Origin of the sequence: Saccharopolyspora spinosa NRRL 18395 (assembly GCF_000194155.1) — a bacterium.
GTDB lineage: Bacteria > Actinomycetota > Actinomycetes > Mycobacteriales > Pseudonocardiaceae > Saccharopolyspora > Saccharopolyspora spinosa.
This window is the reverse complement of record NZ_GL877879.1, coordinates 1,600,398-1,618,414: the sequence shown is the minus strand read 5'-3', so window position 1 is coordinate 1,618,414 and position 18,017 is coordinate 1,600,398. Positions and strand designations below refer to the sequence as shown.

20 protein-coding genes and 2 pseudogenes are annotated in these 18,017 nt (G+C 67.2%); 16 read left to right on the top strand and 6 right to left on the bottom strand.

All coding sequences use genetic code 11. The features are described 5' to 3' along the window. Nucleotides 1-40 precede the first annotated feature (40 nt). Nucleotides 41-1,897, bottom strand: coding sequence for an ABC transporter ATP-binding protein (locus SSPN_RS0126590; RefSeq protein ID WP_010311016.1), 1,857 nt, complete (start codon nucleotides 1,895-1,897; stop codon nucleotides 41-43). A 566-nt stretch (nucleotides 1,898-2,463) separates the two neighbouring features. On the opposite strand from SSPN_RS0126590, the gene SSPN_RS0126585 reads away from it, so the two are divergent. Then, the gene (locus SSPN_RS0126585; protein WP_010311014.1) at nucleotides 2,464-3,606 is read left to right on the top strand and encodes a serine/threonine-protein kinase; all 1,143 of its coding nucleotides are present in this window, start codon (nucleotides 2,464-2,466) and stop codon (nucleotides 3,604-3,606) included. Next, on the top strand, nucleotides 3,603-4,040 hold the full coding sequence (locus tag SSPN_RS0126580) for a hypothetical protein (RefSeq protein WP_010311012.1): 438 nt from the start codon (nucleotides 3,603-3,605) through the stop codon (nucleotides 4,038-4,040). The genes SSPN_RS0126585 and SSPN_RS0126580 overlap by 4 nt, the downstream gene beginning before the upstream one ends. Nucleotides 4,041-4,153: 113 nt before the next feature. Here the strand turns inward: SSPN_RS0126580 and SSPN_RS55460 are convergent, their stop codons facing one another. Together SSPN_RS55460 and SSPN_RS0126570 are read right to left on the bottom strand one after the other, a co-directional pair. Further along, nucleotides 4,154-4,585 (bottom strand): hypothetical protein, encoded by a 432-nt coding sequence (locus SSPN_RS55460; RefSeq protein ID WP_143539735.1) that lies wholly within the window; start codon nucleotides 4,583-4,585, stop codon nucleotides 4,154-4,156. 552 nt (nucleotides 4,586-5,137) lie between these two features. After that, nucleotides 5,138-5,353 (bottom strand): hypothetical protein, encoded by a 216-nt coding sequence (locus SSPN_RS0126570; protein WP_010311008.1) that lies wholly within the window; start codon nucleotides 5,351-5,353, stop codon nucleotides 5,138-5,140. 162 nt (nucleotides 5,354-5,515) lie between these two features. On the opposite strand from SSPN_RS0126570, the gene SSPN_RS0126565 reads away from it, so the two are divergent. The 13 genes and pseudogenes from SSPN_RS0126565 to SSPN_RS0126515 all read left to right on the top strand — a co-directional run bounded on the left by SSPN_RS0126565 (nucleotide 5,516) and on the right by SSPN_RS0126515 (nucleotide 16,161). Then, nucleotides 5,516-6,367: a helix-turn-helix domain-containing protein gene (locus SSPN_RS0126565; protein WP_029535744.1), complete on the top strand. Its 852-nt coding sequence runs from the start codon at nucleotides 5,516-5,518 to the stop codon at nucleotides 6,365-6,367. Between the two features lie 21 nt (nucleotides 6,368-6,388). Further along, the gene (locus tag SSPN_RS52010; RefSeq protein WP_010311005.1) at nucleotides 6,389-6,652 is read left to right on the top strand and encodes a DUF397 domain-containing protein; all 264 of its coding nucleotides are present in this window, start codon (nucleotides 6,389-6,391) and stop codon (nucleotides 6,650-6,652) included. A gap of 177 nt (nucleotides 6,653-6,829) precedes the next feature. Further along, nucleotides 6,830-7,315 carry a hypothetical protein gene (locus SSPN_RS55455; protein ID WP_010311002.1) on the top strand — a complete coding sequence of 162 codons (486 nt, stop codon included), beginning with the start codon at nucleotides 6,830-6,832 and terminating at the stop codon, nucleotides 7,313-7,315. Next, a complete protein-coding gene (locus SSPN_RS62970) occupies nucleotides 7,251-7,871 on the top strand; it encodes a DUF3558 domain-containing protein (protein ID WP_083822122.1) in 621 nt (206 codons plus the stop codon). The genes SSPN_RS55455 and SSPN_RS62970 overlap by 65 nt, the downstream gene beginning before the upstream one ends. Before the next feature lie 69 nt (nucleotides 7,872-7,940). Continuing rightward, entirely contained in the window at nucleotides 7,941-9,140 is a 1,200-nt protein-coding gene (locus SSPN_RS0126555) for a hypothetical protein (RefSeq protein ID WP_237710738.1), read from the top strand. Nucleotides 9,141-9,216: 76 nt separating this feature from the next. Continuing rightward, complete coding sequence (locus tag SSPN_RS0126550) at nucleotides 9,217-9,993, top strand: ESX secretion-associated protein EspG (RefSeq protein ID WP_029535743.1); 777 nt, start codon at nucleotides 9,217-9,219, stop codon at nucleotides 9,991-9,993. 93 nt (nucleotides 9,994-10,086) lie between these two features. Next, complete coding sequence (locus SSPN_RS0126545; RefSeq protein ID WP_237710737.1) at nucleotides 10,087-11,067, top strand: ABC-2 transporter permease; 981 nt, start codon at nucleotides 10,087-10,089, stop codon at nucleotides 11,065-11,067. Between the two features lie 355 nt (nucleotides 11,068-11,422). Further along, nucleotides 11,423-11,740 (top strand): integration host factor, actinobacterial type, encoded by a 318-nt coding sequence (gene mihF / locus SSPN_RS0126540; RefSeq protein ID WP_029535742.1) that lies wholly within the window; start codon nucleotides 11,423-11,425, stop codon nucleotides 11,738-11,740. Then, the gene (gmk, locus tag SSPN_RS0126535) at nucleotides 11,737-12,339 is read left to right on the top strand and encodes a guanylate kinase (protein WP_010310993.1); all 603 of its coding nucleotides are present in this window, start codon (nucleotides 11,737-11,739) and stop codon (nucleotides 12,337-12,339) included. The genes mihF and gmk overlap by 4 nt, the downstream gene beginning before the upstream one ends. 80 nt (nucleotides 12,340-12,419) lie before the next feature. After that, nucleotides 12,420-12,713 carry a DNA-directed RNA polymerase subunit omega gene (rpoZ, locus tag SSPN_RS0126530; protein WP_010310991.1) on the top strand — a complete coding sequence of 98 codons (294 nt, stop codon included), beginning with the start codon at nucleotides 12,420-12,422 and terminating at the stop codon, nucleotides 12,711-12,713. Next, nucleotides 12,710-13,975 (top strand): bifunctional phosphopantothenoylcysteine decarboxylase/phosphopantothenate--cysteine ligase CoaBC, encoded by a 1,266-nt coding sequence (gene coaBC, locus SSPN_RS0126525; protein ID WP_010310988.1) that lies wholly within the window; start codon nucleotides 12,710-12,712, stop codon nucleotides 13,973-13,975. The genes rpoZ and coaBC overlap by 4 nt, the downstream gene beginning before the upstream one ends. Before the next feature lie 92 nt (nucleotides 13,976-14,067). After that, nucleotides 14,068-15,250: pseudogene (gene metK / locus SSPN_RS45905) on the top strand (methionine adenosyltransferase). Nucleotides 15,251-15,462: 212 nt separating this feature from the next. Next, complete coding sequence (locus SSPN_RS0126515) at nucleotides 15,463-16,161, top strand: YwaF family protein (RefSeq protein WP_010310986.1); 699 nt, start codon at nucleotides 15,463-15,465, stop codon at nucleotides 16,159-16,161. Here SSPN_RS0126515 and SSPN_RS0126510 read toward each other — a convergent pair whose 3' ends face one another. From SSPN_RS0126510 to SSPN_RS62960, 3 genes and pseudogenes are all read right to left on the bottom strand, one after another. Further along, nucleotides 16,162-16,620, bottom strand: a complete 459-nt coding sequence (locus SSPN_RS0126510) for a tRNA (cytidine(34)-2'-O)-methyltransferase (RefSeq protein WP_010310985.1) — start codon at nucleotides 16,618-16,620, stop codon at nucleotides 16,162-16,164. Between the two features lie 11 nt (nucleotides 16,621-16,631). Further along, entirely contained in the window at nucleotides 16,632-16,964 is a 333-nt protein-coding gene (locus SSPN_RS62965; RefSeq protein ID WP_394378416.1) for a Rossmann-fold NAD(P)-binding domain-containing protein, read from the bottom strand. Between the two features lie 83 nt (nucleotides 16,965-17,047). Next, nucleotides 17,048-17,164 (bottom strand): annotated as a pseudogene (locus tag SSPN_RS62960) (SDR family NAD(P)-dependent oxidoreductase); the annotation flags it as partial. Nucleotides 17,165-17,280: 116 nt separating this feature from the next. Here SSPN_RS62960 and SSPN_RS0126495 point away from each other — a divergent pair. Beyond that, a partial coding sequence (locus SSPN_RS0126495) for an IS982 family transposase (RefSeq protein WP_010310416.1) occupies nucleotides 17,281-18,017 on the top strand: 737 nt, incomplete at its 3' end.

Here is an 18,017-nt window from a genome sequence, read left to right as displayed (position 1 = left end):
TCCCATCGGTGGATGCCCCGCTTCGGCCGCGGGGCGGAGGTCAAGCCGTCTCCCGTTCGGCGTCCGGAGCGGCGTGATCGCGTTCGTGCAGCCGGTAGAGCTCGGCGTACCGGCCCCCGCGGCCCATCAGCTCGGGGTGCGTGCCGGCTTCGGCGATCCGGCCGTGATCGAGCAGCAGGATCTGGTCGGCGTCCCGAACGGTGATCAGGTTGTGGGACACGACGATCGTGGTGCGGCCCGCCATCAGGCGGCGCAGTGGCGCGAGCACGCGTGCGGTCGCGGCCGCGTCGAGCCCGACCGTCGGCTCGTCGAGCAGCAGGATCGGGGCGTCGCGGATCATCGCGCGGGCGATGGCGATCCGCTGCCGCTGCCCGCCGGATAGCAGCCGCCCATGCGGGCCGACCCGGGTCTCGTAGCCGTCGGGCAACCCGGTGATGAACTCGTGCGCGTCGGCGGCGCGGGCTGCGCACACGACCTCGTCGTCGGTGGCGTCCGGTTTCCCCCAGCGGATGTTCTCCCGGATGCTCATGTCGAGCGCGAGGACGTCTTGGAGGACCACCGAAACGTTGTGCCGCACCGATTTCTGCTGCATCGAGCGCAGATCCGCGCCGTCGAGGGTGATCGCGCCGGAGTCCGGGTCGTAGAACCGCAGCAGCAGCTTCCCGGTGGTGGACTTGCCCGATCCGCTGGCGCCGACGAGGGCGATCGTCTGCCCGGGCGCCGCGGTGAAGCTGATGCCGTGCAGCACGTCGCGCTCCGCGTGTGGGTACCGGAAGGTGACGTCGTCGAAGGCGACCACGCCGCGCGCGCGGTTCAGCCGTCGCGGGCGGATGGGGTCGTGCACGGTCGGCTGCTGGTCGAGCAGCTCGATGACGCGTTCGGCGCTCGCCGCGGCCGCGAAGACGGTGTTGCTGAGCTGGCCGAATCCGCGCACCGGCGAGTAGAGCTGGCTGAGGAAGCCGAGGAACACCAGCAGACCGCCCAGCGAGATGGCGTTCTGGGTCAGCTGCCAGGTGCCCAGGCCCACGATGATCAGCACCCCGGCCAGCTCCAGGAGCTGGATCATCGGCGAGAACAGCGCTTTGAGCCTGGTGGCGACCAGCTCGGCGGCGAAGCTGCCGAGGTTTTCGCGGTGCAGGCGGTCGGTTTCGGAGTTCTCCCGCCCGTACGCCTTGACCAGCGCGGCGTTGCTCAGGCTCTCTTCCGCGACCGAACTGATCGATCCGGTGCGCTGCCGCTTCTCGCGCGAGGCGGCTTTGATCCGGTGCGAGAAGAACCGCGCGGTCAGCCAGAAAGCGGGAATGGTCACCAGGGACGCGATGGCCAGCTGCCAGCTCAGCACGAACAGCGCGCCCGTGAACAGGACGATCTTGAACGCGTAGGAGATCGTCTGGGTCAGCCCGGACAGCACCAGGTTCTCGATCGCGGCGATGTCGCCGGTGATCCGGGAGAGGGTGTCGCCGATCTTGCGCCGTTCCAGGAATTCCACGGAGAGCTCGTGGAGGTGCCGGAACAGGTCGGTGCGCAGTTCGAGCAGGAACCGCTCGGCCAACCAGGTGGACAGGTACCGGTCGCCGAACGAGATCAGCCCGGACAGCAGCGTGACGACCACGTAGGCCGCCGCGAGCCCGAAGAAGAGGCTGAAGTCGCGCGGCACCAGGACCTTGTCGACGAGGATCTTGAAGAACCAGATGGTGGCGGCGTCCAGGACGGGCGCGATCAGGATCAGCGTCATCACCACGCACAACCACCCTCGGTAGGGGCGCAGATACGGCCAGAAGCGGCGGAAGATCTCACGGACGCTGACCGGCGGTGCCGCTTCCGGTGTTTCTCCGGGGCTGCTGGTGTTGACCCCGAACGGGTAACGGATTCTGGCGAAGAAGTTGGTGTTCGTCATGGTTGAAGGGCATCCGGCGGCGGCACTTGGCGCGCGTGATGCGGAAGATGCCGCCGCCGAACGGATCTAGTTACCAGAAACACCCGTTGTTGAAGCTGAAGAATCTGCGACTGCAGAAGCGCCTGCTGAAACAACGGCTGCTGAAACCGCCAAAACCGCCCCAAGCAGGTGCGAGCCCGGTGAAGACAGCCATGAAAACTCCTCGTGTGTCGTGGTTTCTCGTTGGGTTTCTCGTTATGAACGGGCCCGATCCCCCGGGGTAACGCTTGTCGGGCAAGCGTTTTCGGGCCCGTGTCTGGGCTTTCCGGTCCCCCTGGTGGTCAAACGCCCCGGCTGTCAGATTTTTTCGTCGCGACACCGGATGACGTTGATTTCTGTCGGGGTCGGACCAGTGGTCGCGCCACTGCCACCGGGGCGAACGCCGCAGCTTACGCGCCCGAGAAGATTATTTGCGATCGGGAACATTTGGTCGTCGCTGTTCACCCGGCCTGCTCGCTCGCCCGGAATGACTCGGGCGGCCGGCGGTCGTCTAGGGTCGTTCTCTCAGCTGACGGTTCGGAGGACTGATGGACGACGTGCCTCTGCTGGGTGAGCGCTACCGGTTGGGCGCTCGCTTGGGTAGCGGCGGCATGGCAGATGTGTACCGGGCGATGGACACCCGGTTGCAGCGCGTGGTCGCCGCCAAGTGCTTCCGCTCCGGAACGGATGCCGCCGGGCGGGAGCGGTTCGCCGAGGAGGCCCGGATCCTGGCCGGGCTGAGCCACCCCGGCCTGGTCACGGTGCACGACTTCAGCGCCAGTGAGGACGAGCTCTACCTGATCATGGAGTTGGTCGAGGGCCCGACGTTGTCCGACGTGATCGCCGAGGGGCCGCTGCCGCCGGAGCAGGTCGCCGACCTCGGCGGCCAGTTGGCCTCCGTGTTGGCGCACGTGCACGACAACGGGATCGTGCACCGAGACGTGAAGCCGTCGAACGTGCTGATCTCCAACGACGGCACGGCCTTCCTGACCGATTTCGGCATCTCCCGGCTGGCCGACGCGGTAGCGCGGATGACCAGCTCCGGGATCATCGTCGGCACCGCCACCTACATGGCGCCGGAGCAGGTCAGCGGCGGTGACGTCGGCCACCCGGTGGACGTGTACGCGCTCGGCCTGGTGCTGCTCGAATGCGTCACGGGCAAGGTCGAGTACCCCGGTGCGGGCGCGGAAAGCGCCGTGGCGAGGCTGGTACGCGCGCCGGAAGTGCCGATCGGCATCCCGGCACACGTGCACCGGGCGCTGCTGGCGATGACCGCCGCGGCCCCGGATCGGCGGCCCACCGCCGCGCAGTGCGCCGACCTGTTCAGCGGCAGCGCCACCGAGGTGATCCCGCGGATTCCGGCCGCGCCGCCAACCGAACCGCCGCGCCAGCCCCAGCCGCCAACCGAACCGCAGCGTCCGCCCCAGCCGGAGAACCGGCCGATGACGCAGCACCTCCCGTTGGAAGAACTGCGCACCGAACTGCGCGCCGAACCGCACACCGAGCGGCCGAACCGGCGGCCGCTGCTGCTCGCCGGAGGTGCACTGCTGGTGCTGCTGTTCGCGCTGATCACGTATTTCTCGTTGCCCGAAGCGCCTGTCGCGCCGACGCTGCCACCGGCATCGGGCCCAGCGGGCGTGGCGCGCTTGCCGGCCGATCTCGCCAACTTGGAAAGGCTGGTCCAAGGATGAAACGCGTTCTGCTGCCCGCTTTCGCGCTGTTGCTCGCCGGCTGCGGCAGCGCGCCCGAATCGGCCGATCCGCAGGTGCGCCAGCAGCTCAGCGCGCAGGTAGAGGCGGTGAAAGCCGCCGCGCTGGGCAACGATCGCGCCGCCGCCGAGGCCGCTCTCGCCGAGCTGAACCGGAGGATCGCCACCGCGCAGGCGCAAGGCAAGCTCGCGCCGGACAACGCCCGGGTGATCCTCACCGCCACAGACCGCGTCGCCGAGGACGTGCGCACCATCCCGCTGCCCGAGCCCCCGCAGCCGGTGATCGTGACGGTCACCCCAGATCCCCCGCCCGACGTGCCGGACGAGGGCGACCCGGGCAAGCACCAGAAGGATTGGGAAAAGCAGCAGAAGCAGTGGCAAAAGCAGCGCCATAAAAACGGCGATAACGAGGGCTGATGCTTTCCGTCGCGTAGCGCTGGTGCGGGGAGTCTTGCGATTTCGCGAAATCGACACCTCGCCCGAAGGGGAACGCCGATTTCGCGCGAAATCGCCAGACCGCAGGTGCCGGATCAAGCAGGTCGGATCTTCAACGACTGGCCGTGCGTTATGATGTCTCCAGACGCCACCGGTGTTGTGGCCCAGCAGGAGATTTCGTAGCCGGATGGCGTAGTCGCGCTCACGCCCTTGATCGTCCTGCCTGCGGCGGATGCGCAATGGGGCTTGAGCTGCTCGAAGACCTCGGTGGCTTCCTTGAGCTGTTCGGGCTTGCCCTGCCAGATGTGCTTGGCTGTGATCTCGAAAACCGTGATCAAGCTCTTGTTCGGGTCCTCCGCTGTGGTGCGTTCACCGTTGTGCGCTGCGGCCGTGGTGCTCACGTCCAAGTTGAATTCCCAAAGCTTGCCGGTTGGCCGAAAGTCGTGCGTTTGGTAATCGATCGATGCGCGGATGGTGTAGGGCTGACCGACGTTGTCCTTGGTCTCACATCGCCGCGGCTCGGTCACGGGGCTTCCAACCTCCGTTAGTTCCCCCTTCCGCAGGCAGTTCCATCCCTCCGTGGCGATACCGTCCATCACGGCGTCGGGGTTGTAGTCCTCCGGGAAGCATTGCTGAAAGTCCGGACGCTCCGGGGCGCAGGGAACCGGGGCGCCTGGCTTGGGTGGTTTCGGTTCGCCATTGGTGGGTGCGGTTTTGGGTGCTGTCGGAACTGCCTCGCGAGTGGGTTCAGCGCTCGGCTGGCGAGGTTCGACGGCGAGCACGTAGTAGACCCGAAGTCCGACGAACCCACCGACGATCAACAGCAAGGCGACAGCGGGAATGACGATGTACGGCCACTTCCTCCACTTCGGAACAGGTGGTGGTTGTTGGCCCCGTGGTGGTGCGTACCGCCCACCCCCAGGCCCCTGGTTCGGCCCCCACTGCGGATTCGGATTCCAACCCGATTGAGTCGGCACAAGCCCTCCCTGCCTTATGTACCCATGATCGGCAGCAATCTTATGGAGCCCAAATCGGGCACCGGACACTTTTGCTCGAAATGTGAGAGAGAACCTTGGAGTTCATTCCTGACCGCAAAGGGCTTCCACCACATCGCGGGCGTCGGCGGTGAAGGCCTGGTCGAGGAAGTAGAGCTTGTCGGCGAGGTCGGTGAGCTGTCGCCGCGCGACCACGACTTCGACGCCGTCCTGGCTGATCCAGACTTCGTCGCGGACGAGCATCCTTACGATGACCTCGGCGCGTCGCTCATCGGCCGGAATGTTCCAGCTGGCGCACATGTTTCTGCCCTCCCGGAGCGGAATTTCGCTTGCGACAACACTTTCTGGGGTCCCCGTTTGGGCACGCAAACATACTTTCGAGTGACTTGGGTTACGTGCCCCACTGGCAACCGGTGATGGTGATCAGGGGAGGTCAGATCGATTCCGAAAGCGGGAGGGCAGATGAACGGACGAGTCGGGGTCCCGGTCCGGGTCCGAAGGGTGTCCAGCGAGCTCCGCGAGCTGAGACTGCGAAGCGGCCTCGGAGCGGAAGAAGTCGCTGGGGCACTTGGGTTTTCAATGAGCAAGCTCAGTAGGATCGAGAACGGCCAGCGGGGACTCTACGCCGACGATGTGGCGGCACTGCTTGGCTTGTACCGGGTCCCAGCAGAGCGCCGCGAAGAGTTGCTGAAGCTTGTTCGCAGCGGTGCGAACCCAAATTGGTGGCAAGTCCAGGATGGACGCTTGCCAGCAATGTGGGAGGACGTGATCCGCTTCGAGAAAGAAGCCACGGCCATCTACAACTACGAGACCATGCTCATACCGGGCCTGTTGCAGACCCCGGAGTACGCGACCGCGATCGTGCAGGGCACCGACCCGGATCTGAATCTGGCAGAGGTCGACACTCTCGTTACGGCTCGCATCGGCCGACAAACCTTGTTGAACCGGCCAACGGCACCGTTGCTCGAAGTGCTCATCGAACAGAACATCTTGGAGCGCCCGGCTGGGGGTGCGGGAGTGATGTTCCGCCAGCTCCGCCACCTGGTCAGCGCTACTAGCCAGGACAACATCACCTTGCGTGTGCTGCCATCGACAGTCGGCGTGCACCCGGGGATGGCGGGTCCCTTCGCCATCCTCGACTTCGAAAAGCACGCAAGCCTCGTGTACCTGGAGAATCGCGGAAGCAGCGCGTTCCTTGAAGAGTCCGAACACGTGGCCGCGGCGAGAGAAGCCCTTAGAACCTTGCAGGAGGTGGCGCTGTCGGTCGAGGATTCAGTGGACCTCATCAACTGCATCGCCGATGGGTTGGTGTGAAGACAGGCAAGGAGCAGCTCAGTGTCATCACTGGATCTCTCAACGCTTCACTGGCGCAAGAGCAGCCGAAGTAGCAACTACGGCAACTGTGTCGAGGTCGCTTTCGTGCCGTGGCGGAAGAGTAGTAGGAGCAGTTTGCAAGGAAACTGCGTAGAGGTGGCCTTCAACGGCCCAGTTGTCGCGACAAGGGACTCGAAGGACCCGGACGGCGGAAGCCTGGTATTCGCCGCTCCGACCTGGGCTTCCTTCGTCGATGGTCTTCGCGCAGGGCGGTTCGATGCATAGATGACCTTGATCCGAAACCCCTCACCGGCATCCGGGTGCGAATTCACCCGGATGCCGCAGTTTGTCTTCATCAACTCTTGTCTGGTCGGCCGCTCGCGTGCGCTAACGTTTGCCACGCTGGCAAGTGGATGACCGTCGCCCTCGTCGCGACGGCACGCGGACGAGGGGAGTTCAGCGGTGACTGCCGAGGGGGAAGACAACCAGGTCCAGTTCGACGGAACGGACCAGGCTTATCTGCAGCACCGGGCGCAGCAGGGCGGTTTGCTCGCTCCGGTTGGAGCTTTCGTTACAACAGCCGCGCGCGCGGCGGACAAGGCGGCCCTAGCGCAGTCGCAGGCTGCGCACGGGTCGATGCGCATTGACCCGGATAAGGTCGACGAACTGGCGAGGTTCTTCACCGACGAAGCTAAGGCGCTGGAAAAGCAAGCGCGGAAGGTTCAAGAACTGGCTTACCTCTCGCCGCCTGGCGACGATCCCGTGAGCGTTAGAGCCACTGAGAAGTACGGTCTGGTTGCCGCTGGAGACGACCGCGCCTGCTACGAAAATCTGATGACGCTTGCGCAGTTTTTCGGAGAAACCGCGGAGAAACTACACAATAATGCTTCGGACACTCGTACAAATGATCAGAACTCGGCGGAGAGTTTCGGAGGGTATCTTGCGTAAGGCGCTCGTGATCGGCGCAGTTGCGGCCAGCTTCGTTCTTGCTGGCTGCAGTGGTGGGGGAACACAAGCCCCTCCGGTGGGCGGCAAGGCTGAGTCTTCATCTCCTCCGCCATCGAGTCAGTCCGCACGGTCAGCTCCAGCAAAGTCCTTGGGTCTTTCAGACCCCTGCGCGATCTTGACTGCGGCCCAGCGACAGTCGCTTGGAATTGATCAGCAGCCGGAGCCGGAAGAGTCGAACGGCAAGCCGGGCTGCGGCTTCGCTGCTGGCGAGGCTGGCAGTAGCGACGGATGGACTGGCTTCGTCGCAGCTGATCCCAGGCGTACGATGAAGCAGTTTGCGTCTTCTGGGTCTGGGGCACAGGAGATTGAGCTAGCGGGCTACCCGACTGCGCAGGTGAACAATTCGTCCGGTTGCATGCTGGCTATAGACGTTTCGGACTCGGGATCTCTGTTCATTAACTTGATCGTTCGTCCCGGGTCCCCGATGGAATCGCAAGCGTGTGACAAAGCCGCCAAGATAGCCGAGGCTGCAGTTCAAAATCTTCCCGATGCATGAGAAGGCTTGGAGATGACTGACACCAGGCAGATTGAGCCATCCGATTTCGAAGGCGTTCAGCTTTCACAAATGCGGGCATGGGTTGAGAACGGCTCTCCTCAGGGACTCTATGACGCATCCGGCGGTTGGAGAGACCAAGACAAGTACCTCCGAGACCTCAAGACCCGCGTCGAGGACAAGCTGAAGGGCGTCGGCGCGATCATGCGGTCTGAGTCCGGTGAGGCCATGAAGAACCAGGCCGTGCCAGTGGTGCTCTGGACCGAGGTTGCCGCCGACAACGCGCTCGCGCAGTCGCAGCTGATGACGGATCAGGGCGATGCGTTCACGAAGGTGCAGTCGTCAGTCCCGGGTAAGGGCGAGGAGCAGGAAGTTCCCGACGACTCCTGGTTCGAAGAGGGCTGGGATAAGTTCTGGACCGGCTCGACCGATGCCGAGGATGCCAAGGCGCATAATGAGAAGCTGCGCCAGGAGGCTGTGCAGGCCTTCCAGAACTACGACAGCGCATCCCAGAGCACCGTCGCCGCGAGTGCTGTGTTCACGCCGCCGCCGGACGGGGGCATGAACGTCGCGGTCACGGGGTCGCAGCATCCGCACGTCGGGAGCGTTCCGCAGGTTTCGCCGCACAGCACCTCCAGCCAGTCGGCGACTCCGGTGGTGGCGGACAGGATGGGGCCGCCGGGGCCGGGCACCGGTACGACCACCGGCATCGCGAACACCAGCAGCAGCGGCTATGTCAGCAACACGAATCCCGTGTGGCAGCGGCCGGACTCGCCCCGGACTCCCGGTCCGGAGCCGCGCGTTCCGGTCGGCGACGGCGGGCGAGGCTACTCCGGCGGGCCTGGTGGCCCGGGCGTGCCTGGTGGTCCCGGCGGTGGTCGGCCAGGGCTCGGCGGCGGTGCTGGGGGCCGGGGTGGCGGTGCTGGTGGTGCTGGGGGCCGGGGTGGCCGTGCCGGTGGTGCTGGCGGCCGGGGTGGTTTCGGTGCCGGTGGTCGTGGGGCCGGCGGTCCTGGCGTTGGTGCCGGTGGCCGGGCCGGGATCGGTGGACCCGGTAGCGGCGCTCCCGGGTCCGGTCCCGGTGGTCCCGGTGGTGCCGGTGGTCGTGGCGGTGCTGCGGGGGCCGGTGCGGCTGGTGCTCGCCCGCAAGGGAAGCAGGGCGAGGAGGACCAGGAGCACGAGATCCCCGACTACCTCAAGGGCGACCACGGCTTCTTCGACGACGAATTGCCTAAGGTCGCGCCGCCCGTCTTCGGCGAGTGGGACCAGAAGTAAGCAGTAGACGACAACAGAAAACGCCGTGGGCGGCACCGTTTCGGTGCCGCCCACGTACTGGCCTGGGGAGAAACCGGTGAAATTCGAGCTGTCGAAGCAGGCGTTCTACGAGGCTTGGAAGCACTTCAAGCTGGGGACCAAGCCGTTGGTGCTGAACGTGCTCCCGGAAGGCATCTTGCAGTCCGAGCGCCGCGAGGCCGAACGGCGGGCGTGGGAGGAGCTGCGCGCGCTCGGGTTCGGCAACGTGATACGGGAAGACGACATCTACGGCGTGTTCCTGCCGCTGCAGCGCTACGAGCGGGCCTTCGACGTCACCTTCAACGACCGCAAGCCCGACGGTGCGAAGCGCGAGCTTTCCGGGCTTGTCGCCAACGTCCGGAACAACGCAACACTGGCGGTGCAGACCGAGCAGAGTTTCCGGCTGCAGGCCCTGCCCGCCAACGACATGGTCCGGGCCGCGCTCAGCGTGCTGCCCGACGACGTCAAGGCCGGGCCCGGGCGGGCCGTGTCGCTGCGCAGCGAGGCGATGGAACAGGCCGCCAAGGCCGCCGGGAAGTCCGACCGCGCGATGGCGGAAGGCCTTGCGCGGCAGGGGATTCGGCGCGACGACGCGCGGACGCTGGTGGAGATGGCCGGGGGCGAGCGAATCGCGTGGGCCCAGTTCGGTGCGTCCGTCATGGACGGCCAGGGCAAGCGGCACCGGGCCCCGATGGTCACCAACTTCTTCGCCAGTGCCAAGGGCTGGTACCTCATCGAGAACAGCCGCCGCAGCGCTGAAGCCTGGACCACGGTCGCCCCGGTCGACAAGCAGCGCATGGCCACCCGGGTCCAGGACCTCATGAAAACCATCTGACCCGGGAGCCGTCGCTGCGCGAATCCCGCCGACCGCAGGAATCCGGTCAGTGTTCGATTGACGACTTACAGTCATCGCATGGTGTCGGCTGAGGTGCAGCGCGGGTGGTGGCGGGCCTTCCGGGAGTCGCGGTTCCTCCCGGCGACCGTGCTCGTGCTCATCGTCGCCGCAGCCGCTGCGCTGTTCGCCGGCTCCTACACCTTCGCGATGGCCAATCCGACGCCGCACCGCGTGCCGCTGGCTGTCGTCGGCACCCGGCATGATCCCGCGCTCGTCGCCGAGATGGAGCAGGCCGCGGGCACCGCGTTCGAGCTCCACCACTCCAACTACGACGAGGCGTTGCAGGCCGTGGAGGAGCAGCGCGTGTTCGGCGTGCTCGATCTGCGCGGCGACGTGTTCCGGCTCGATGTGACCAGTGCGTCGGGTGCGTCCGTCGCGCAGCTCCTGGAGCAGGTGGGGCAGAAGGCCGGGGTGAGCCTCGGCATGGCGGTCGTCGTCACCGACCTCAAGCCGTTGCAGCGCGGCGACCCGCGTGGGCTCGCGCTGTTCTACGTCACGCTGGCCTCGATCATCATCGGCTTCGTCGGTGCCATCCAGCTCAGCGTGCACGCCAAGGCGCTCAACCCCGCCGAGCGGATCGGACTCACGGTCGCCTATGCGCTGCTCGGCGGCTTCGCCATCATCGCCGTGGTGGACTGGCTGCTGGGCGCGGTCCACTTCCCGGTCGTCGAGGCCTGGCTGATCCTGGCGCTGACCATGTTCACCTCCGGGATGGTCTTCACGATGTTCAACACGCTGCTGGGCCGGTGGGCGATGGTGCCGACCTGGGGGCTGATGGTGCTGCTCGGCAACCCCTCGTCCGGCGGCGCGGTGTCCTGGCCGCTGCTGCCGTCCCCGCTGGGCCTGGTCGGCGCCTGGCTGCCGCCCGGGGCGTCGGTGAACGCGATGCACACCGCCGTCTACTTCGGCGGCTACCAGCACGTCTTCCCGTTCCTGGTGCTGGGCGCGTGGGCGCTGGCGGCCTGCGCCGTCTTCTGGATCTGGCGCGACCACGGCGGTCGGCGCCCCGCCTAGCCGTTGCGGAACTTCCGCGTAGCGGAATTGTTGGAGTTCTTGATCACTTCCCGGATGAGGGGCATTTCACCCCGGTTTGACCTGCGAGGACACCCCCAGCGTGGCTCAACTGTGCGGAAATCGGACACATTCGAAGAGTTTTGGCCGAGATTAGTGCACTTCAGCGGCTTTGTTGGTAGTACTTGCAGCGGCCCCATGCTCGTGCGCGCCTCGTACGAGCAGCACCAGGCGGGCCTGGGCGGCGAGCCGGATGAATCCTGCTCACGAAAACGGGGACCCAAGTGGAACCCGGCAGAGCGGACTCGGTACCGTCGCCCGCACCGATCAAGAGAAACCCCACATCACGGAGGACATGGTGGCCCTTCCCCAGCTGACCGAGGAGCAGCGGGCAGCAGCTCTGGAAAAGGCGGCTGCCGCCCGTCGCGCCCGAGCTGAGCTCAAGGAGCGCCTCAAGCGAGGCGGAACCACGCTGGCGGAGGTCCTGGAGACCGCCGACAACGACGAGGTCTTGGGCAAGATGAAGGTCTCCGCCCTTCTCGAAGCCCTTCCCGGTGTCGGCAAGGTCCGCGCTTCGCAGATCATGGAGCGGCTGGAGATCGCCAACAGCCGTCGGCTTCGCGGACTGGGCGAGCGGCAGCGCAAGGCGCTGCTCTCCGAGTTCAGCGGCGAGTGATCGACGCAAAAACCGGCGCTGAGCCGAGGACCGTCCGTCAGGGCGAGCCTCGGCTCACCGTCGTTTCCGGGCCTTCCGGCGTCGGCAAGTCCAGCGTGCTCAGCGAGGTGCGCAGGCTGGCCCCGGAGATCTACTTCAGCGTTTCCGCGACCACCCGCGCACCCCGCGCCGGCGAGGTCGACGGCGATCACTACCACTTCGTCTCCACCGCCGAGTTCGAGCGGATGATCGCCGCTGGCGAGATGCTCGAACACGCCCGCTACGCGGGCAACCTCTACGGCACCCCGCGCAAGCCGGTCGAGGAGGCCCTGGCGGCCGGCCAGCCGGCCGTGCTGGAGATCGAGCTCCAGGGCGCCCGCCAGGTGCGGCAGGCGATGCCGGAGGCGCAGCTGGTGATGCTGCTGCCGCCGTCCTGGGAGGTGCTGGTGGACCGGCTCACCGGTCGCGGCACCGAGCCCGCCGAGGTGGTCGAGCGGCGGTTGGCGACCGCGCGCAAGGAGCTGGCGGCCGAATCGGAGTTCGACGCGACGGTCGTCAACGCCGATGTACAGGTAGCGACCAGCGAATTGCTACGATTGATTCTTGGCCGCGAGCAGTGACCGCGCCTTTCGCGTTGAGCTAGCGCCGACCGCGCCACTGCCGCCCCAGCAGACATCCACGAGGAGCAGGAGCCACTCACGTGAGCACCCCCAGCGCGCTGGCTGCGCTCAACAGCAGCCCGTCGACCAACACCGTCGAGGGCATCACCTACCCGCCGATCGACGACCTGCTCGAGCAGGTCAGCTCCAAGTACGCCCTGGTGATCTACTCCGCGAAGCGGGCGCGGCAGATCAACGACTACTACGCGCAGCTCGGCGAGGGCCTGCTGGAGTACGTCGGGCCGCTGGTCGAGCCGGGCCCGCGGGAGAAGCCGCTGTCGATCGCGCTCCGCGAGATCCACGCGGGCGTGCTCGAGCACACCGAAGGCGAGTGACGACGGCTAACAGCGGTGCGGCCGCGCCGCAGGACCGCCCGCGGGTGGTCCTCGGCGTCAGCGGTGGCATCGCCGCCTACAAGGCGTGCGAGGTCCTGCGGCGGCTGACCGAGTCCGGGCACAGCGTCCGGGTGATCCCGACCGAGGCCGCGCTGCGGTTCGTCGGCTCGGCGACGTTCGAGGCGCTGTCCGGGCAGCCGGTGGAGACCGGCGTGTTCGCCGACGTCGAAGAGGTCCCGCACGTGCGGCTCGGGCAGCAGGCCGACCTGGTCGTCGTCGCGCCCGCCACCGCTGACCTGCTGGCCCGTGCCGCGCACGGGCAGGCGAACGACCTGCTCACCTCGACGCTGCTGACCGCGCGCTGCCCGGTGCTGATGGTGCCGGCGATGCATACCGAGATGTGGGAGCACCCGGCCACGCGGGACAACGTGGCGCTCCTGCGCAGCCGCGGCGTGGTGGTCGCCGAGCCCGACAGCGGGCGGCTGACCGGCGCGGACACCGGCAAGGGCCGGTTGCCCGACCCCGCCGAGATCGTCGACCTGGCCCGGCTGCTGCTGGCCGAACCGCGCGCGCTGCCGCGCGACCTCGAAGGCCGCCGCGTGGTGGTCTCCGCCGGCGGCACGCGCGAGCCGCTGGACCCGGTGCGCTACCTGGGCAACCGCTCGTCCGGCCGCCAGGGCTACGCGCTGGCCCGGGTCGCCGCGCACCGCGGCGCGGACGTCACGCTGGTCGCCGCGCACACCGCCGACCTGGTCGATCCGGCCGGGACCAGGGTGATCCGGGTGGGCACCGCCGAGGAGCTGCGGTCGGTGATGCTGGCCGAGTCCGACGGCGCGGACGTCGTCGTGATGGCTGCGGCGGTCGCCGACTTCCGGCCCGTGTCGCAGGCCGGGCACAAGATCAAGAAGAGCGGTCAGGACCCGGAACCGCTGGCGTTGACCAGGAACCCGGACATCCTCGCCGAGCTCGTCGAGGCGCGGAACGCGGGCAAGCTGGCCGCTTCGATGATCGTCGGGTTCGCCGCCGAGACCGGGGATCCGACCACCAGCGCCCTGGAGCACGGCCGGGCCAAGCTCGCCCGCAAGGGCTGCGACCTGCTGGTGGTCAACACCGTCGGCGACGGGCAGGCGTTCGAGGTCGAGGACAACGCGGGCTGGCTGCTGGGCGGCGACGGCACCGAGGAGCCGATCCCGTTCGGCGCGAAGTCGCGGTTAGCGGCCACATTGTGGGATGCCGTGAACCGGCAGCTGCCCCAGCAGTAGGCTGACCTCGCACGTCGGGCCACCGCTGTGGGCTTTCTACGCGAAGAAATCCAGGAAGAAATCCAGGGAGAGTTGTGAGTCAGCAGTCGGACCTGCGCACCGGTCGCAGGTTGTTCACCAGTGAGTCCGTGACCGAAGGCCACCCGGACAAGATCTGCGACGCGATCAGCGACTCGATCCTGGACGCGTTGCTGACCCAGGACCCACGGTCGCGGGTCGCCGTCGAGACGCTCGTGACCACCGGTCAGGTGCACGTCGCGGGCGAAGTCACCACCGACGCCTACGCGGACATCCCGACGATCGTGCGGGAGAAGATCCTGGAGATCGGCTACGACTCCTCCGCGAAAGGCTTCGACGGTGCCTCCTGCGGCGTGAACGTCGCCATCGGCTCCCAGTCGCCGGACATCGCGCAGGGCGTGGATGTCGCGCACGAGTCCCGCGTCGAGGGCGTGATCGACGAGATCGCCAAGCAGGGCGCCGGTGACCAGGGTCTGATGTTCGGCTACGCCTGCACCGACACCGACGAGCTGATGCCGCTGCCGATCGCGCTGGCGCACCGCCTGTCGCGGCGGCTGACCAAGGTCCGCAAGGACGGCGTGCTGCCGTACCTGCGCCCGGACGGCAAGACCCAGGTGACCATCGAGTACGCGGGCGACCAGCCGGTGCGGTTGGACACCGTGGTGCTGTCGACGCAGCACGCCGCCGACATCGACCTGGAGTCGATGCTGGCCGTCGACATCCGCGAGAAGGTGGTCGGCCCCGAGGTGGAGAAGCTCGACCTCGACACCTCCGACACCCGCCTCCTGGTGAACCCGACCGGCCGGTTCGTCGTCGGAGGCCCGATGGGCGACGCGGGCCTGACCGGCCGGAAGATCATCGTCGACACCTACGGCGGCATGGCCCGCCACGGCGGCGGCGCGTTCTCCGGCAAGGACCCGTCGAAGGTCGACCGCTCCGCCGCCTACGCGATGCGCTGGGTGGCCAAGAACGCCATCGCGCATCGAGGTGCAGGTCGCCTACGCGATCGGCAAGGCCGCCCCGGTCGGCCTGTTCGTGGAGACCTTCGGTACCGAGAACGTCGACCCGGCGCGCATCCAGGCGGCGATCAACGAGGTCTTCGACCTGCGCCCGGCCGCGATCATCCGCGACCTCGACCTGCTGCGGCCGATCTACGCCCAGACCGCGGCTTACGGCCACTTCGGCCGCAACGACCTCGACCTGCCGTGGGAGCGCACGGACCGCGCCGAAGCCCTGAAGGCCGCCGCGAACGTCTGATCCTGCGTCGCATCGTCTGGCGGAGGCACCCCCGACACCCGTCGGAGGTGCCTCTTCGCCGTCCAGCGGTATCTGCAGTTTCCATTGAAACTGCGGGAGATGCGCTGGTGGTTGTGGACAACCCCCGCAATTTCAATGGAAATCGAGGGTCCGATTTCCATTGAAATTGCGGGGAGCCCGGTGCCTACGCTTGGGGTGTGGGGTCGCCTCCGGTGGATCGCTTCGTTCCCTACGGCCCGTCGCACTGGGTGCTCATGGTGCTGATCGTCGTCGGGGCCGTCGTGCTGGTCGTGCTCGGGCGCCGGAACCGCGATCCGCGGACCGAGGTGGTGTTCACCCGCACCTTCGCCGTGGTGGTCGTGGCGTTCAACGTGGCGATGCTGGTGTACCGGTTCCTGCCGGCGCATTGGAACATCGGCGAATCGCTGCCGCTGCAGCTCTGCGACCTAGCCTGGATCGTCGGTGCCGTCGCGCTGTGGACCCATCGGCCGCTGGCCCACGCGCTCCTCTACTACTGGGGGCTGACGCTGACCCCGCAGGCGATGATCACGCCCGCGCTGGACGCCCCGGACTTCCCGTCGCCCGACTTCATCGAGTTCTGGGGCCAGCACCTGCTGGTCATCTGGGCTGCGGCCTACCTGACCTGGGGCGTCGGGTTGCGGCCGAACTGGCGCGGCTACTGGTTCGCCGCCGCCGTGACCGTCGGCTGGGTCGCGGCGATGCTGGTCTTCAACTCCTGGGCGGGCACCAACTACGGCTTCGTCAGCCGGAAGCCGAACAACCCGTCCTTGCTGGACGTGATGGGCGGCTGGCCCTGGTACCTGGTGGTCGGGCTGGTCCTCGGGCTGGTCGCGTGGGCCCTGCTGACCTGGCCGTGGACCAGGACCTCGCGCGGGGCCGTGCGGGCGTAGCTACGAGGGCATCGCGAAGCCCTGCTGGCGCCACGCCTCGTAGACCGCGACCGCTGCCGAGTTGGCGAGGTTCATCGAGCGGATGCCGGGGAGCATCGGGATCCGGACCTGCAACGTCGCCGTTTCGAGCACGTCCTCGGGCAGCCCGGTGGATTCGGGCCCGAACAGCAGCACGTCGCCCGGCCGGTAGGCCACCGTCTCGTAGGAGACCTCGGACTTCGAGGTGAACGCGATGACCCGCTGCGGGTTCAGCGCTCGCCAAGCCGATTCGAGGTCGGCGTGCAAATGCAGGGCCGCGCGGTCGTGGTAGTCGAGACCGGCCCGGCGCAGCTTCGAGTCCTCGACGGAGAAGCCGAGGGGTTCGATCAGGTGCAGCGCACAGCTGGAACCAGCCGCCATCCGGATCGCGTTGCCGGCGTTGCCCGGGATCTCGGGATGGTAGAAGACCACGTGAAACACCCGAAATCGTTTCACACCGCGTTGGGCATTGGCAGCCCGGGGAGGCCCCCGCCGGTGGCGGGGGCCGGTCGACCACACCAGCCCGCCGTTGTCGCGGACGTTCTGGCCGGTGACCCATCGTGCGTCGGGGCCGGCCAGGAACGCCCCCATGTCGGCTCCGCCGGTCGCCCGAGCCTGCCCAGCGGGAGCATGTGCGCGGTCGCGGCCAGAGACTCGTCGCCGACGGCACCGTGCAGCAGGTCGGTGTCGGCGGGCCGGGGGAGACGGCGTTGACTGATGCCGCGCGGTCCGAGCTCCTTCGCCGCGACGCTGGTGAACTGCTCGACGGCGGCTTTGCCTGCCACGTAAGCGGATCGCCCGGGCTGGCCCACACCGTGCTCATCGTGGAGATGCTGACGATCCGCTCGCCGTCGCGCATCCGCCGCACCGCGTGCTGCATCGACAGGAAGGTTCCCTTCGCGTTGACCGCCATGACGCGGTCGTAGTCGGTGTCGGAGGTGTCGATGAGCGGCTTGGTGGACGGGATTCCGGCGTTGTTGACCAAGACGTTCAGCTCGCCGAGCAGGCACGACGAAACTGGTCGGGCGGACCTCGCCGCGCGCCTAGACGAGTAATTCCAAATTCCTGCGAGCATGAGGCGAGGGTGTCCATGATCCGTTTGTGACGACAGACCTGGACACCCTCGTGATCGCACTCTACGTCAAAATCGACGATGACCTGGCCGGTTCGGCTCGGCTGCCTGGTCGGCCACCCAAGCTCAGCCACTCCGAGTTACTGTGCCTGGCCGTCATGCAGGCGATGCTGGGCTTTCACAATGAGGCCCGATGGCTGCGCTACACCCGCACACACCTGCGGCATCTGTTCCCCTACCTGCCCGGACAGTCCGGGTACAACAAGCGCCTGCGTGCCGCACTGCCGCGGATCAAACGGATCATCCGGGTACTGGCCCGCGACACCGACTTCTGGCATGACACCGTGTGGATCACCGACTCCACCCCGGTGCCCTGCGGCATGTCCCGCCCCACCGTCAAGCGTTCGGACCTGGCCGGCTTCGCCGGCTACGGCTACTGCGCGTCACACTCGCGGTTCTTCTGGGGTCTGCGCCTGTACCTGGTGTGCACCCCGGCCGGGATGCCGATGCTGTGGGCGTTGGCAGATCCCAAGCTCGGCGAGCGCGAGGTGCTGGCCGCGATGCTGGAGGTCGACGCCGAGATGATCAAGGACCGGGCCGGGCTGCTGCTGATCAGTGACAAGGGGTTCGCCTCGAAGACCTTCGAACGATCACTGTCCGAACAGGGCATCACGCTGCTGCGCCCGTCGCGCAAGAAGGAGGTCCTGCGAGCAGGCGAGCCGATGCTCAAGAAAGTCCGCCAACTCATCGAGTCGGTCAACGACAC